The organism is Haloarcula sp. CBA1129, from assembly GCF_008729015.1.
Taxonomy (GTDB): domain Archaea; phylum Halobacteriota; class Halobacteria; order Halobacteriales; family Haloarculaceae; genus Haloarcula.
Genome location: NZ_RKSM01000001.1, coordinates 2736248 through 2750637 on the forward strand (window position 1 = coordinate 2736248; position 14390 = coordinate 2750637).

The 14390-nt window shown below is 64.6% G+C and carries 16 protein-coding genes; 10 read left to right on the plus strand and 6 right to left on the minus strand.

The window, feature by feature from the left end:
* Positions 1-101: 101 nt before the first annotated feature.
* Genes Har1129_RS13795 through Har1129_RS13800 form a run of 3 tightly spaced genes read left to right on the plus strand, consistent with a single transcriptional unit; the run spans position 102 to position 722 of the window.
* On the plus strand, positions 102-287 hold the full coding sequence (locus Har1129_RS13795) for a hypothetical protein (protein ID WP_151101179.1): 186 nt from the start codon (positions 102-104) through the stop codon (positions 285-287).
* Positions 287-454, plus strand: a complete 168-nt coding sequence (locus Har1129_RS20645; RefSeq protein ID WP_174242973.1) for a hypothetical protein — start codon at positions 287-289, stop codon at positions 452-454. Before Har1129_RS13795 ends, Har1129_RS20645 begins: the two co-directional genes overlap by 1 nt.
* Positions 455-500: 46 nt before the next feature.
* Complete coding sequence (locus Har1129_RS13800; protein ID WP_151101180.1) at positions 501-722, plus strand: hypothetical protein; 222 nt, start codon at positions 501-503, stop codon at positions 720-722.
* Here Har1129_RS13800 and Har1129_RS13805 read toward each other — a convergent pair whose 3' ends face one another.
* The gene (locus tag Har1129_RS13805; RefSeq protein ID WP_151101181.1) at positions 723-1718 is read right to left on the minus strand and encodes an ornithine cyclodeaminase family protein; all 996 of its coding nucleotides are present in this window, start codon (positions 1716-1718) and stop codon (positions 723-725) included.
* Positions 1719-1794: 76 nt separating this feature from the next.
* Between Har1129_RS13805 and Har1129_RS13810 the strand changes: the two genes are divergently transcribed.
* Positions 1795-2670: a hypothetical protein gene (locus Har1129_RS13810; protein WP_151101182.1), complete on the plus strand. Its 876-nt coding sequence runs from the start codon at positions 1795-1797 to the stop codon at positions 2668-2670.
* 363 nt (positions 2671-3033) lie between these two features.
* On the opposite strand, the gene thsB is transcribed toward Har1129_RS13810, so the two are convergent.
* A complete protein-coding gene (gene thsB, locus Har1129_RS13815; protein ID WP_370455423.1) occupies positions 3034-4713 on the minus strand; it encodes a thermosome subunit beta in 1680 nt (559 codons plus the stop codon).
* 174 nt (positions 4714-4887) lie between these two features.
* Positions 4888-5277 carry a hypothetical protein gene (locus Har1129_RS13820; protein WP_151101183.1) on the minus strand — a complete coding sequence of 130 codons (390 nt, stop codon included), beginning with the start codon at positions 5275-5277 and terminating at the stop codon, positions 4888-4890.
* A 124-nt stretch (positions 5278-5401) separates the two neighbouring features.
* On the opposite strand from Har1129_RS13820, the gene mutS reads away from it, so the two are divergent.
* A complete protein-coding gene (mutS, locus tag Har1129_RS13825) occupies positions 5402-8233 on the plus strand; it encodes a DNA mismatch repair protein MutS (protein ID WP_151101184.1) in 2832 nt (943 codons plus the stop codon).
* A gap of 7 nt (positions 8234-8240) precedes the next feature.
* On the opposite strand, the gene Har1129_RS13830 is transcribed toward mutS, so the two are convergent.
* Positions 8241-8957, minus strand: a complete 717-nt coding sequence (locus tag Har1129_RS13830) for a helix-turn-helix domain-containing protein (protein ID WP_151101185.1) — start codon at positions 8955-8957, stop codon at positions 8241-8243.
* A 120-nt stretch (positions 8958-9077) separates the two neighbouring features.
* On the opposite strand from Har1129_RS13830, the gene Har1129_RS13835 reads away from it, so the two are divergent.
* Complete coding sequence (locus tag Har1129_RS13835; protein WP_151101186.1) at positions 9078-9329, plus strand: HalOD1 output domain-containing protein; 252 nt, start codon at positions 9078-9080, stop codon at positions 9327-9329.
* A gap of 81 nt (positions 9330-9410) precedes the next feature.
* On the opposite strand, the gene nucS is transcribed toward Har1129_RS13835, so the two are convergent.
* Entirely contained in the window at positions 9411-10130 is a 720-nt protein-coding gene (nucS, locus tag Har1129_RS13840; RefSeq protein ID WP_151101187.1) for an endonuclease NucS, read from the minus strand.
* A gap of 9 nt (positions 10131-10139) precedes the next feature.
* Positions 10140-10577, minus strand: coding sequence for a DUF6735 family protein (locus Har1129_RS13845; RefSeq protein ID WP_151101188.1), 438 nt, complete (start codon positions 10575-10577; stop codon positions 10140-10142).
* Positions 10578-10763: 186 nt separating this feature from the next.
* Between Har1129_RS13845 and Har1129_RS13850 the strand changes: the two genes are divergently transcribed.
* From Har1129_RS13850 to Har1129_RS13865, 4 genes are all read left to right on the plus strand, one after another.
* Entirely contained in the window at positions 10764-11051 is a 288-nt protein-coding gene (locus Har1129_RS13850) for a zinc ribbon domain-containing protein (protein WP_151101189.1), read from the plus strand.
* Positions 11052-11161: 110 nt separating this feature from the next.
* Positions 11162-12457 carry a hypothetical protein gene (locus tag Har1129_RS13855; protein WP_151101190.1) on the plus strand — a complete coding sequence of 432 codons (1296 nt, stop codon included), beginning with the start codon at positions 11162-11164 and terminating at the stop codon, positions 12455-12457.
* 30 nt (positions 12458-12487) lie between these two features.
* Positions 12488-13471: a Gfo/Idh/MocA family protein gene (locus tag Har1129_RS13860; protein WP_151101191.1), complete on the plus strand. Its 984-nt coding sequence runs from the start codon at positions 12488-12490 to the stop codon at positions 13469-13471.
* A gap of 118 nt (positions 13472-13589) precedes the next feature.
* Positions 13590-14384 carry an aldo/keto reductase gene (locus Har1129_RS13865; RefSeq protein WP_151102153.1) on the plus strand — a complete coding sequence of 265 codons (795 nt, stop codon included), beginning with the start codon at positions 13590-13592 and terminating at the stop codon, positions 14382-14384.
* Positions 14385-14390: the final 6 nt, after the last annotated feature.

Sequence of the window (14390 nt, forward strand, 5' to 3'; positions counted from 1 at the left end):
GAGACACGGCGTATCGAGCCGATAGCGTCACCCGTGCTCCGACCGGGCGAAGTCGGACAGCACACAAGATTTTTGCCGGACTCTGCAGGTGTCAAGAGTGTATGGTACACTGCCCTGACTGTGACACCTCGCTCGAAACGGCCGACGACATCGAGTTCGTCGAAGTTGATTCGGCAGTCGGATTCATCAAAGCCTCCAAGCGGTTCTACACAGCCAACTGCGCGGCCTGTGGCGTCACTATCGGTAGCGGCGTCGCCGGCGCGAAGTCCAACGGGGGTGCGGCCTGATGGTCCACTGTCCGGAATGTGACGCGGAGATGACCGACCAAGACGACGTGGAGTTCCTCGACATGGACTCGACGACTGGCTTCTTTACCGCCTCAAAACGGTTCTACCTCGTGGCCTGTGGCAACTGCGGGGCCGCCATCGGTAGCGGCGTCGCCGGTGCGATGTAGGTACACCGAGGCCTAGGCTTATACACGTCTCAGTGCAAGAGAAAGTATGTCGAAATCACCTGACGACGACGCGGGGGACAGCGGACGACTGCCGGCGGCGCTCCGGTCGGTCACGCCGGGGACGCGTAGCCGTCCCAACGAGGGCATGGACGTGATCGGCTGGGGGATGCTCGCCGGCCTGCTCGTCTTGCTGGTCCCGCTCCTGCCGTTCATTATCATCGTCTGGGGCATCTCGAAAGTGACCGAGATGCTCACGCCGTCGTCGTAATCAGGAGGTGTCGGTGTCGACAAGCGGGAACGGCGTCCCGTCGCCGGCGGCCCTCGCGTTCTCGTAAACGACGTGTGCGGTTGCGACGTCCTGAATCGCCAGCCCTGTCGAGTCGAAGACGGTAACCCCGTCGTCGTCGGTCCGCCCCGAAAGCGTGCCCGCGACGATGTCGCCGAGTTCACCGTGGAGGTCGTGGTCGGTCAGGACGCCCTCGCCCCACGGGACGTTGATTTCGCCTGAGTGAGTACACTGCTCGTAGTTGTCGATGACGAGTTTCGCGTCCAGCAGCGTTCGTTCGTCGTGTTCCTGCTTGCCGGCGGCGTCGGCACCGATAGCGTTGACGTGCGTGTGCTCACCGAGCCACTCTCGGTCCACGATAGGCGATTCGACAGGCGTAATCGTCGACAACACGTCGCAGCCGGCGGCCGCCTCGATGGTGCCAGCGCGCACGTCGAACCGGTCGGCGAAGGCGTCGACGAACGCCTGCTGTTTCTCCGCGTCCCGGTCGGCGACGACTACTGTCTCGATGTTCCGGACCGACGAGATAGCCGCCAGTTGCGTGGCGGCCTGCGTGCCGGCCCCGACCAGACCAAGAGAGTCGGCGTCGTCGACGGCGAGGTGGTCGGTAGCGACGGCCGCCGCCGCTCCGGTCCGCAGGCGCGTCAGGACAGTGCCATCCATCACTGCCAGCGGGAACGCCGTCTCGGGGTCCGAGTAGATGAGCGTCCCGAGCACAGTCGGCAGGTCGTGGTCGCGAGGGTTGTCCGGATGGACGTTGACCCACTTGACCGCGGCGGCGTCCCACGTCTCCGCGTTGACGTAGGCCGGCATCGACCTGAAGTCGCCGTTGTACTGTGGCAGGTCGATGTAGGACTTGGCCGGCATGATGGTGTTCTCCTTGGCATCGGCGGCGAAGGCCGCAGCAACCGCGTCGATGACGGCCGGCATCGTCGCGTGATCCTCGACCGCATCCGCGCCGAGAAGCAGCGTCTGCATACGATATATTGGTGCTTGCTAGCACTTATACCCCCGCCGTCACAGGGGTTATATCGCCACACGACGAGTCACTGGTATGCGTCGCGGGGTGGCGATTGCCGTGGTCTGTCTCTGTCTGCTGAGCGCCGGGTGTACCGGTCTGTTCGGGGACGAGACGGCCGCCACGGAGACGGTGACACCAGCCCCAGTCCCGACTGCAGACGCGCCAACGAGTCCGGCACAACGCGCCCCGGGCGTCGTCGGCGACCGCGTCGTCAACGCCACCGCGCTCGGCCGTGCCCACGTTAGCCAGCTCTCGACCACTTCGTATCAGGTCCACCACACCAGAACCGTCATGAACGGCAGCGGCCTGCACAGTCGCGTCCGAACCCGTGCCAGCATCAGCGCAGGCTATCAGTCGTACACGGCCACCCGAACGGCATCCGGCCACGGCGTGACACCGCGTGAGATTCACAGCACTTGGCGGGACGGCCGTGCGCTCAGGCGGACGACCGTCAACGGATCAACATCGACGGAAGTTGTCGCGGACAGCCGCGGTATCGGTGGCCCGCCACGCCCCCCGCGGGCCGCGCTGTTCTTCGAACCCACGTTCAACGACCGACTGATTACGTTACTTTCAGTCGTTAACATCACGTCCATTCGCCCCGGCGATGAAGTCATCAAGCAACTGTATGGGGTCTCGCTGTATCGCATCAAGGGAACCGGGGCAGCCGACGACAGCGCGGTTGCCACCCGGTCCGTCGACCGTGTGTCAAACGTCTCCCTCTCGGCGACCGTGACGCCTCACGGCGTCGTCCGAAGCTACGCCCTCCAGTACACGGTCATCAACGGGTCTGAGACCCACCGGGTGACCGAAATTCTCCGCTACAGCGATCTGGGGACGACGGACGTGGTGTTCGAGGACCAACAGCGGACCGAGCGCCATCGAACCCGAACAGCACGCCCTGACTGAACCGAGCGATGCTGGGTGCCGTCGAACCACCCCAAAACGGAAAGAGGCCCCACCCGCTGTCACCAGTCCGTCCCACCAAACGGACCGGGACAGTCGATACTTCGCAGAGATACACCTAACTGTTGCTCCGGTTTCACGTCTCGATATGCGTACTGGGACACACTCACCGCGGTACGAAACCGCAAAAAACCGGACCGCACTCAGTTATTCCTCGTTCGGAGACTTTGCTCCGGTCGACCACCCGACTCACGGGCTTCGCCCGTTCGTCTTTCCGAGGTTCTTCGCGTTGCTCAGAACCTCGCTTGCCTCGCGGCTTCCGCCGCTCGGCCGTGAGGTAGGCCCTCGCTCTTGCTCGGCCCTACCCTACATCATGCCGCCCATGCCGCCACCCATGCCGCCCATGCCGCCGGGGGCGCCACCGGGGCCGCCGGGACCGCCTTCGTCGCCGCCGGAGGTCGAGAGCTCGCCGGCAGCGATGATGTCGTCGATCTTGAGGACCAGGTTCGCGGCCTCTGCAGCCGAGGAAATCGCCTGGCGCTTGGCGTGTGCGGGCTCGACGACGCCGGTGTCGAGCGTGTTCTCGACGTCACCGGAGAAGACGTTCAGGCCGGCGCTGACGTCGCCGTCCTCGTGGGCGGCACGCAGGTCGACCAGCGTGTCGATGCTGTCGAGCCCAGCGTTCTCTGCAAGGGTGCGCGGGATGATCTCCAGCGCGTCGGCGAAGGACTCGATAGCGAGCTGTTCGCGGCCTTCGACGCTGTCGGCGTAGTCGCGGAGTCGGCGGGCGACTTCGACTTCGGGTGCGCCGCCGCCGCCGAGGACGCTGCCGTTGGCAACCGTCGACGCGACGACATCGAGCGCGTCCGTGACGCCGCGTTCGAGTTCGTCGACGACGTGGTCGGTCGAGCCACGGAGCAGGAGGGTCACGCCGTGGGCCTCGTCGCCGCTGCCTTCGACGTAGAACAGGCCTTCGGCGTCGTCGCGGGTGACGGAGCCGTGACCGAGGTCCTCCGCCGTCGCGGAAGCGAGGTCGGACACGACGTTAGCACCCAGAACCTCTTTGAGGAACTCGATGTCGGACTTCTTGGCGCGGCGGACGGCCAGAATGCCCTTCTCGGCGAGGTAGTGCTGGGCCATGTCGTCGATGCCCTTCTGGCAGAAAACGACATCAGCGCCGGTGTCTGCGATCTGGTCGACCATCTGCTTGAGCTGCTGTTCTTCCTTGTCGAGGAAGTTCTGGAGCTGGCTCGGGTCGTCGACGGAGAGCTGGGCGTCGACCTCGGTCTCGTCGAGCTCGATGGCCGTGTCGACGAGCAGGATGTCGGCGTCGTCGGCTTCGGTCGGCATCTCCTCGTGGACCGGGTCCTTGTCGATGACCGCGCCTTCGAGGAGCTCGGAGTTGCCGGCAGAGCTGCCGGTCTGGGTCTCGATGTTGAGGTATTCGAGGTCGGCGATGACGGAGCCGTCCTCGGCCTCGACGGTGACTGCGTTGACCGCGTCGACGATGAGCTGGGCGAGCAGTTCCTTGTTGAGCTCCGCGCCCTTGCCCGTCATCGAGGTTTCGGCGACCTTCTTCAGGAGTTCCTCGTCGTCGGGGTCGACTTCGGTGGCGATGTCGTCGAGTTCGGCCTTGGCCTCTGTGGCGGCCATGTTGAAGCCCTTGATGATGGCCGTTGGATGAATGTCCTGTTCGAGGAGGTCCTCGGCGTTCTTGAGGAGTTCGCCTGCGATGGCGACGGCGGAGGTGGTGCCGTCACCGGCCTCGTCCTCCTGTGTCTCGGCGACCTCGACGATCATCGAGGCTGTCGGGTTGTCGATGTCCATCTCCGTGAGGATGGTGACGCCGTCGTTCGTGACGGTCACGTCGCCCATCGAGGAGACGAGCATCTTGTCCATCCCCTTCGGGCCGAGCGTCGACCGTACTGACTCGGCGACCGCGCGAGCGGCCGAGATGTTGTGTTCCTGTGCAGACTTGTCTTTCATCCGCTGGGAGTCCTCTCCCAGGATGATCATCGGCTGGCCCTGCATCTGGCGTTGGCTCATAATCAAGCGAAGATTGCATGTGGTTCTATATAAAAGTAGGGGTTATAGGGCGCTCGCCAGCCACCTGTTGATCTAGCCAGAACAGGTGAAATCACCCGACTGAGGGAGTACTGTCCGCCAGTAGTGGTAGCTGTTGGCACGCCACATCAGGACGCCGACGACTTGTTTATATATTCATTCGACGGGTTCCGTCCAGTGGACTGTGACCGACCCAACGACGAACGCGTCCTTCGAATCGGGGTTCCGGCGGAACTGAATCGTGTTTTCGCCGACATGGAGTCGCTCGGGCGCAATCGTATCCATCCAGAGCTGCCACCCCTCGCCGGGCGCGATGTCAAACCCCGACAGCGCTTCGTCGTTGACCACGATCTCGTGGTCGAAATCCTCGACATCGTAGACCTGCATCTGCACGTACGGGTCCGCCGGTGACGAGGTCGGGAGGTCGAAGGTAACTGGATCGGTCGAATCACCGGTGTACTCGGCCCAAGGAACGTCGAGCGAATCCGCCGACGGACCGAGGTGCTGCTGGAACTGACAGAGCGCGTAGTTGGCACGACGTGACATACGACTGATGTCACCTGGGGAGTATAAAAATCAGTGGCCAGCCGCACTCGGAGTTCTACCCCGGGCAGTGCCGAGCGGACAGGAGAGCGGAGCGCCTATCAGGGGCCGGCTGTTGCCCTCCGGTATGGACGCTGCGCTTGGCCCGCCCGAGAAGATGGCCGAGCTCGAGGAGGACCTGACGCCGATGATGGCACAGTACTACGAGCTGTGCCGGCAGTACGACGACGCCTTGGTCCTCTTTCAGGTCGGGGACTTCTACGAGGCCTTCTGTGCGGCCGCACAGCGGGTCGCCCGGCTGTGTGAGATTACGCTGACCCAGCGCGAGGACTCGACCGGCGAGTACCCGATGGCCGGCATCCCCATCGACAACGCCGAGTCGTACGTCGAAACCCTGCTCGACGCGGGCTACCGGGTCGCCATCGCCGACCAAGTCGAGGACCCCGACGAGGTCAGCGGCGTGGTCGAACGGGCCGTCACACGAATCGTCACGCCGGGGACGCTGACCGAGAGCGAACTGCTGGGCGGGGCGGACAACAACTACGTCGCCGCCCTGACCGAAGGCGAGCGGTACGGACTGGCGCTGCTCGACGTGTCGACCGGCGACTGCTACGCCACGAGCGTCGGTTCGGAGAGCGCTGTCGCCGACGAACTCAGCCGGTTCGGCCCGGCGGAGGCAATCGTCGGACCGGATGTCGACGTGGACCGGGACGCCGTCTTCGGCCCGGCCTGTCTGGTGACGCGCTACGACGCGGACGCCTTCGACCGGGAGCGCGCCGCGGACCGCGTGGGACAGTACTTCGGCCCGCCGGAACGACTGCTCGCCGGCGACGCGGAAATCCGGGCCTGTGGCGGCCTGTTGGCCTACGCTGAGTACACCCGCGGGAGCAGCGGCGCGGTCGGCCCCGACGGCGAGCCGGTCGACGCAGACGTTGACCCCGCCGGCACGCTCGACTACCTCAATCACCTCACGCGGTACGACCCGCGGGAGTACATGCTGCTCGACGCCGTCGCCGTCGAGAGCCTCGAACTGTTCGAGCGCCGGTCAGTCCGGGGCCACGAGAACCGCACGCTCGTGGATACGGTCGACGAGACGGCGTGTGCGCTGGGGCGGCGGAAACTGACCGACTGGCTCCGCCGACCACTGCTCGACGCGGACCGCATCGAGGCCCGCCACGGCGCGGTCGCCGAACTCCAGCGCGACCCAGCGACCCGCGAGGCGCTTTCGGACCTGCTCGCGGAGGTGTACGACCTCGAACGGCTCATCTCGCGCGTCTCGCGGGGGCGAGCGAACGCGCGAGACCTCCGGTCGCTGGCTGCGACGCTGTCGGTCGTACCCGAGATTCGGAACCAACTCGCCGACGCCGATGCCCGCCTGCTCGCGGACCTGCACGCCACGCTGGACCCGCTGACCGAGACCCGCGAGGAAATCGAAGCGGCGATTCGCCCGGACCCGCCCCAAGAGGTGACCGAGGGCGGCGTCATCCGCGAGGGGTACGACGAGGAACTGGACCGACTGCGCTCGACCGAGCAGTCGGGCAAGGAGTGGATCGACGAGCTGGAAGCGAGCGAGCGCGAGCGAACCGGTATCGACTCGCTGAAGGTCGGCCACACGTCGGTGCATGGCTATTACATCGAGGTGACCAACGCCAACCTCGATTCGGTCCCGGAGGACTACCAGCGCCGCCAGACGCTGAAAAACAGCGAGCGCTACTACACGCCGGAACTCAAGGAACGAGAAGAGGAGATTCTGCGGGCCGAAAGCGCGGCCGACGATCTTGAGTACGACCTGTTCTGTGCGGTCCGGGACGAGGTGGCCGACGAGGCCGAGCGCGTGCAGGCCCTCGCGGACCGGCTCGCCCGCCTCGACGTGCTGGTCTCGTTCGCCGAAGTCGCGGCGCAGTACGACTACTGCCGGCCGACCGTCGGGAGCGACGGCATCGACATCACCGCCGGCCGCCACCCCGTCGTCGAGCGGACAGAGGACGCCTTCGTCCCCAACGACACGCGACTCGGGAGCGGTCCAGTGGCAGAAAGCGGAGACGGAAGCGGCGACGGCGTCGCCGCGGACGATATACAGCCCTTCCTCGCCGTCGTCACCGGCCCGAACATGAGCGGGAAATCGACGTACATGCGTCAGGTCGCACTGATTTGCTTGCTGGCACAGGCCGGCGGCTTCGTTCCCGCGAAGGCGGCCGACCTCCCCATCCTCGACCGCGTGTTCACCCGCGTCGGGGCCAGCGACGACATCGCCGGCGGCCGCTCGACGTTCATGATCGAGATGACCGAACTGGCGACGATTCTGGACGCGGCGACCGCCGACTCGCTGGTCCTGCTGGACGAGGTTGGCCGGGGTACGTCGACAGCCGACGGGCTGGCTATCGCCCGCGCCGTCACGGAGTATCTCCACGACGAGATCGGCGCGTACACGCTGTTTGCGACCCACCACCACGACCTGACTGCCGTCGCTGCGGCCCTGCCCGGGGCGACCAACCGGCACTTCGAGACCAGCCGCGAGAACGGCGACGTGTGCTTCGATCACGACCTCGCGCCCGGTCCCGCGGCGGCCTCCTACGGCATCGAAGTGGCGAGCATGGCCGGCGTCCCCGAACCGGTCGTCGACCGGTCACGGGGCCTCCTAGCGGATGCAGAGGCGGCCGATACGAACGAAGATGAGGTGAGAACTACCGGGGAATCAGAAGGAGAGATGGCTGATTCTGACGCGAATGCCGCTGCCGCGGAGACGACTGGACCGAGCAGAAACGGCACAGCGTCGGCTTCGGATGGTGAGGCGACAGCAGACGGCCACACACAGGAGACACTTCGGACGAACGGAGCCGCCGCCGAGGGCGAATTGCCGGAATCGGTGGCACAGCAGTTGGCGTCGCTCGACGTCGCGACGATGACGCCGATAGAGGCGATGAACGCGCTCGCGGACCTGCAGGACCGACTCGAATAACAGGCGGTCAGTTGTCGCTATCAGCGGCCCGTTCGTCGTGCGGGCAAGCGAACATCGTCGCGACGAGTTTCTGTTCGGCAGCTCGCAAGTGCTTGTGGAGCGTTGGCTCCGAGATATCGAGAAGTGCAGCCAGATCCGCAGCCGTCGCACCGCGGGGCCAGTTGTAGTAGCCCGCTTCGTGAGCCGTCGAGAGGACTTCCCGCTGGCGGTCGGTCAGCGACTCGGAGTTTGACGCGTAGTTTTTGAAGCCGAACAGCGGTACGATGGACTCACGCTGTTTCTTCGCCGCGAGTTCGGCCTCTGGATGGGCCGTCAGGAACGAATCGATAACCGCAGCCGTCTTGGTCTGATCCGGAACATCGGCTACGATAGTCCCCTGTCCATCAACACTCCGGGCAGTCTGTGGTACCGCCCCGAGGTCCGCGAGCGAGACAACGGGACAGTTATCCTGTACGTCTATCTCGACGAGCCCACCGTCGCTGGTGCGCTCAAGCACCCGCGCCTCACCGCCGTTGTTGTCCTCGATGCGCTCGACAAGCCGGTCAGGACGAGTGTCCGTGACTGAAAAAAACTCCGCGTACGTGTCGTCCGTCTTCGGGAGACATTTTTCAAGAATTACGGAACACGATTCGGCTGCAGACACCGAGACAAAGGGATAGGACCCATCAGAGAGAGCAAACTCCACGCGGGTCACCGCCCGGCCGTTACCAGACTGTTGGGACATACATAAATGTAGCCAGCATTTCGTGAAGAATGTTGGCATACAGCGTGTTTCGCCGTTTACTATACTAGCCATGCTGAACTTTACAGCTACAAGATAAATCCGGCATGAGGTCAGAGAACCGTGTCTGGAACATCACCAACCACTATAGAAGTCCACGGCACCGGCCAGTCTATCGTCACGGCAGTCGTTCGCGCCGTCGCAACCGCGGAGGGACGGCCGGTCGAGACGCTGCCGCCGTTGGCCGACAGTATCAACCCAGATGCACTGACGACGTGCATCGCTGATTCCAACACCGACGGCCATGTGGCGTTCGACTACAGCGGCTACCGCGTGGTCGTCGACACCGATGGAACGGTCACCGTTGACGGATAGCTTCGCCATCCAACCGTGTGGCGACTGCGGCAGTCAACGCGGGTACAAGACTGACAGCTCCGTGGGAAAAGAACAGAGCAGTTACGGCGGCTCCAGCGAGACGAACTCCAATCCCTTCTCGGCGAGCAACTGACGCGCCCGGTCAGTCACCGAGGGCGCAACGAGGATACCCCGGACTTCGGTGTCGGCGTGTAAATCGCGGTTCAGGGCATCGACGTACCGGCCCAGTTGGCCGACGGCGTCGGGACCCACGCGGCGGCGCTTGAGTTCGAGTATCGTCGTCCGACCGTCGGTATCCTCGCCGTAGATATCGACCGCGCCGGCCGGGGTCTCGCGTTCGGTTGCAAGCGGTGTAAAGCCCGGTTCGACCAGCGCTGGCTCGTCGAGGATGCGGTCTTTCAGGTCGGCTTCCGTCCCAGTGAGTGCGAGGTCTTTGGAGTCGGTCACGTCGAAGGCGGCGGCGTGGGCGACCGTCTCGAAAACGACCTCAAGCGATTCTTCGGGGGACGACCGCGTGGAGCGGACGACCAGCGAGCCGTCGTCGACGCTGATACTGTGCTCACACCCCGGCGGCTGCCAGTTCACCGGCTGTTGGCCCTCGTCGGTGTGGACCAGCGCGGCCCCGTCAGGCTTGAGCATCACATGGCGGTCCCCAAGGCCCAGTGAACTGGCCGCTCGGCCCTCGTACTCGACCGTACAGGTGCCCACGAGCGTCACCAGCGCGCCGCGGTCGGCGTTGCGCGACACGAGGTCCACCGCGTCGGCGGGGTCGGGGTAGGTCAGCGTCTCGACGGCGGTCACGGGTGGCGGTTAGCGGTCCCCGCGTAAAAAGGACGCGTCGTCGGGAGAGTAGACGGACGAAGCGCGGTTTCGGAGCGACGCGAGCAGATCGCGTCGGATGGTCGCCGGGTCCCGCCCCTTGCTATCGAGGAGTCGACAGGCCTCGTCCTTCCGGTCGACCCACCACGTCCGGAGCGCAGCGGGGTCGGCAGTGCGGGCGAGGACGATATCGTCGATATCTGACAGCGTCGGGTCGAGCCAGCAGACCGCGTAGGTCCGGACCGAGCCATCGAGCACGACTAGCTGATCGTGGGTCGCATTGAGGGCAGCAAGGACAGTAGCGGCCGTCCAGTCGTTCCCGAGCGGTCGGGACTGGGCGATGGGGTCGGCGTCGACGCCCCAGTGTGCGATTCGGCAGTCGTAGCGGCCGTCAGGACGGGCGACGGCCACAAGCGTTCGACGACCCATCAGAGACCACCGAGCGTGTGAGCGGGCATGAGTTCCCGTGGCAACGTGGTCCTATTTGAACGCTGGCCCACAGGAGACCAGTCAGTCTCCACGCAGTCACGAGTGCAAGGTCCCAGACCCCACGAGATTGCTGAGCATTGGTAACTCGGCACAACCCTCAAGTAGCACGTTACCGTACACTAACATATGATGGTGAGTGAGTGGCTCTACGGCGCAATCGCGCTTCTCGTGGGGCTCCACGTCCTGACCATGCTGTACGCGTACCGGCATCGGGGCGACCCGGCCGGGACGACCGGTCAGGCCGATACTGAAGCGCGCCGTGGCAGCGCCACCGATGACAGCACTGAATCCATCGACTGTCCCCAGTGCGGGGCGAGGAACCAGCAGGACTACCAGTTCTGCCGGCAGTGCGTCGCCGACCTGACGAGTGGGAGCCCGCAGCGCCAGCCGACGGACCGAAGCCAGCCGTACTGACACCGTTGCAAGGCCCGGGTCGAAGCAAACAGTTTGAGCACTGCTGTCGGCCAAAGGATTTATTTCGACGACAACATATTTGAATATACTGTCACGGACGGGGGTAGACTGTGAAAAACGTCATCGATATCCGCTCCTCGGGTCGACCAGATATATTCGACCGGGCGAACACCGACGGGCTGTTCGGACGCACGCGCCGCCTTCAGCAGCCGCTAGAGAAGTATCTGCGGGGGACAGAGACACCACGATATCTCGCGTACAACGACCAGTCAGGCGTCGTCGCCGCCCGGGGAGACAATGAGTCGCTGACGCCGGCTGACAACTACCGCGCGTTTCTGCTCGCAACGACCGTTCGAGCCCTGTTCGTCGTCGGCGACGACAGCGGTGACCGGACCGTTTCGCTCCCCTACGAAGACATCGTCGCCGTAGACTGCACGTCGGGTTTCCGAACGACGACACTCGAAATTACCACCGTCGACGAGGACCGCTGGGTGTTCGAGTGTAAAGGCAACCTGACCACAATGACGCGATTCGTCGACGAAGCCACGCAGATTTGGACACGGACGCTGACCGAGCTTGACCGGGCAGAATCCCAAGTCGAGGCTGCGGCGGCGGCACTGGAGGAGACATCCTTCGGTACAGCAGCCACGCATATCACGGCCGCACAGGAGGCGCTCGATAACGGACGGGAGCGGATCGAAACGCTAGGCGAGGGAGCAACGACGACCATCGAAGACCGCCTCCAGTCAGTACAGACCCGGATCGACACCTGCCAGCGCCGACGCCACGTCAGAGCGGCCGAGGAGCACCGCGACACGGCCCGGCACGCATGGGAGATCAGAGCGTACGAACGAGCCGCGGATGCGTACGCACAGGCTCGCAGCGAGTACGACCGAGCGCTGGCGGTAACGGCACCGGAGCCGGCGACAGAAGCCATCACAGACGCCCGAGACGCAGTCGAAGCGGAATACGCCGAACTCCTGTCGGCCCCCGTCGATGCGGCACAGGTGGCTGCAAGCGCGGCCAGAGCCACGGCAGACCCGGCGAAGCGAGCGAGCCATTGGGAGGACGCGCTCGACCGATACCGAACGGCGTACGAACTGGACTGGGGCCGTGACCGCCGGTTCGACGGCGACCGGGCGTCGCTCCGACAGGCACTCGCGGACATCGCCGTCGAACTGGTCGATGCGCATCGTGAAGCGGGACGACAGGCGCTACGGGAGACCGGCGACGAGTCAAAGCGAGAGCCGTCCGGGACCGCGTGTGAAGATGCGGTGGCCCACTTCGAGCGCGCACGCGAAGTTGCCACCGAGCTTGTACCCGACAGACGCGAGCCGCCGGCAGACGAACTGGCCGCCGTATCCGGACAGGGAGCCAGCGTCGAGGCAGAGCCGAGCGGTCGGTAATTGTTTATCAGCGGAGAGTCGGGTACCAGTATGCGCTTTGGCGTTATTTCAACAGCGGGAATCGCACGCAAAGACGTGATTCCGGGCATCCAGAAGTCGGGTCATACGGTCACGGCAATCAGTTCCCGAAACCGGGACCGCGCCAGCGAGGTGGCCGAAGACCTCGGTATCGACAGCGCCTTCGGCGACTACGAAACGATGTTCGCCGAGGCGGACATCGACGCCGTCTACAATCCGCTCCCGAACGCACTCCACGCCGAGTGGAGCCAGCGGGCGGCAGACCACGGCCTCAACGTACTCTGTGAGAAGCCACTGACCGTCGACGCTGCCGGGGCAGTAGACCTCTTCGACTACTGTGCCGAACAGGGTGTTACGCTAATGGAAGCGTTCATGTATCAGTTCCACCCGCGAACCCGGCGAGCCAAGGAAATCGTCGAGAACGAGCTGGGCGAGGTGCACACTGTCGACGCGTCGTTCAAGTTCCCGCTCTCGGACCCCGACGACATCCGACTGGACCCCGAGTTGGCCGGTGGGAGTCTGATGGACGTGGGCTGTTACGCTGTCAGCGCGGCCCGGGGCTTCCTCGGCGAACCGGACCGGGCGTTTGCCCATGCCCGGGACTCCCGGGACAGCGGCGTCGATACGAACCTCAGCGGCGTCCTCTCGTACGACGACGGGCGGGTCGCCTCGGTTTCCTGCGGGTTCGACGGGCCGAGACGAGAGTACTACCGGGTCGAGACCGACGACGGCTGGCTCGAAGCGCCGAACTGCTTCGGCCCGGACCACGATCAATCAGTCTCACTGACGTACAGCGTTGACGGCCGGGAGGTAACCGAGACGTTCGATCCCGTCGACCACTACCAGTTACAGGTCGAGGCGTTCGCAGACGCCGTCGAGAGCGGGGAAACGCCGCCTATCGACCGCGCCGAAACGCTGGGGAATATGCGCACCATGGACGCGCTGGCCAGAAGTGCAGACACCGGTGAACCGGTCTCCGTCGCCAGTCCCGAGTGAGACACAGGCCCGGCATGTGCCGCGACACGCCGGGCGCGAAACGGTTTTGACTGCGGCGGATGAGGCATGTACTGTGACACCCCCAACAGTGACGCTTCCGAGTGGCGACGAACTGCCGATGGTCGGCGTCGGGACGTGGGACATCGACGGCGACACCCTCCAGAAGTCCGTTCAGACGGGGATCGACGCGGGCTACGCCCACGTCGACACCGCCGAGGGCTACAAGAACGAGGGCGAAATCGGCGAGGCACTGGCCGACTACGACCGCGAAGACGTGTTTCTCACGTCGAAGGTCCTGCCCAAGCACCTCGACTACGAGTCCGTCATCGAAGCCTGCGAGGCGTCGCTCGACCGCCTCGGGACCGGCTATCTCGACCTGTATCTCGTCCACTGGCCCAACCCCGCGACCTCCATCCGCGAGACGATGAACGCGATGGCCACGCTCCACGATCAGGGGAAGATCCGCAACGTCGGCGTCTCGAATTTTAGCGCGTACCAGCTCGGGACCGCCCAGCACGTCGCCGACGTGCCCATCGCCGTCAATCAGATCGAGTACCACCCTTGGAACACACAGGATCAAGTCGTCGAGTTCTGCCGTGATACCGACACCGTTGTCGAGGCAGCCGCGCCGCTGGGCCGGACAGAAGTGTTCGCCGACGATGTCATTCAAGATCTGGCCGAAAAATACGACAAGTCGCCTGCCCAGATCATCCTGAAATGGGCGGTCGAGAACGACGTGGTGGTGCTACCGAAGTCATCCTCGCCCGAACACGTCCGGCAGAACGTCGAGTTGTTCGACTGGGAGCTCGACGCCGCCGACCGCGAGCGCATCGACGCCATCGAACACGAGCAGGCGGTCTACGACACCGGCATCAACGACTGGGACAACGACACCTACGGCATCTCACAGTAGTCTCCG

Bases quoted from the DNA above. Each gene is read 5' to 3' on its own strand.
- Har1129_RS13810 (WP_151101182.1), top strand. From the start codon at position 1,795: ATGCGTCGCGGGGTGGCGATTGCCGTGGTCTGTCTCTGTCTGCTGAGC.
- Har1129_RS13830 (WP_151101185.1), bottom strand. From the start codon at position 8,957: ATGTCCCAACAGTCTGGTAACGGCCGGGCGGTGACCCGCGTGGAGTTT.
- Har1129_RS13850 (WP_151101189.1), top strand. From the start codon at position 10,764: ATGATGGTGAGTGAGTGGCTCTACGGCGCAATCGCGCTTCTCGTGGGG.
- Har1129_RS13820 (WP_151101183.1), bottom strand. From the start codon at position 5,277: ATGTCACGTCGTGCCAACTACGCGCTCTGTCAGTTCCAGCAGCACCTC.
- Har1129_RS13865 (WP_151102153.1), top strand. From the start codon at position 13,590: ATGGTCGGCGTCGGGACGTGGGACATCGACGGCGACACCCTCCAGAAG.
- Har1129_RS13800 (WP_151101180.1), top strand. From the start codon at position 501: ATGTCGAAATCACCTGACGACGACGCGGGGGACAGCGGACGACTGCCG.
- Har1129_RS20645 (WP_174242973.1), top strand. From the start codon at position 287: ATGGTCCACTGTCCGGAATGTGACGCGGAGATGACCGACCAAGACGAC.
- Har1129_RS13805 (WP_151101181.1), bottom strand. From the start codon at position 1,718: ATGCAGACGCTGCTTCTCGGCGCGGATGCGGTCGAGGATCACGCGACG.
- Har1129_RS13795 (WP_151101179.1), top strand. From the start codon at position 102: ATGGTACACTGCCCTGACTGTGACACCTCGCTCGAAACGGCCGACGAC.
- thsB (WP_370455423.1), bottom strand. From the start codon at position 4,713: ATGAGCCAACGCCAGATGCAGGGCCAGCCGATGATCATCCTGGGAGAG.
- Har1129_RS13845 (WP_151101188.1), bottom strand. From the start codon at position 10,577: ATGGGTCGTCGAACGCTTGTGGCCGTCGCCCGTCCTGACGGCCGCTAC.
- mutS (WP_151101184.1), top strand. From the start codon at position 5,402: ATGGACGCTGCGCTTGGCCCGCCCGAGAAGATGGCCGAGCTCGAGGAG.
- Har1129_RS13860 (WP_151101191.1), top strand. From the start codon at position 12,488: ATGCGCTTTGGCGTTATTTCAACAGCGGGAATCGCACGCAAAGACGTG.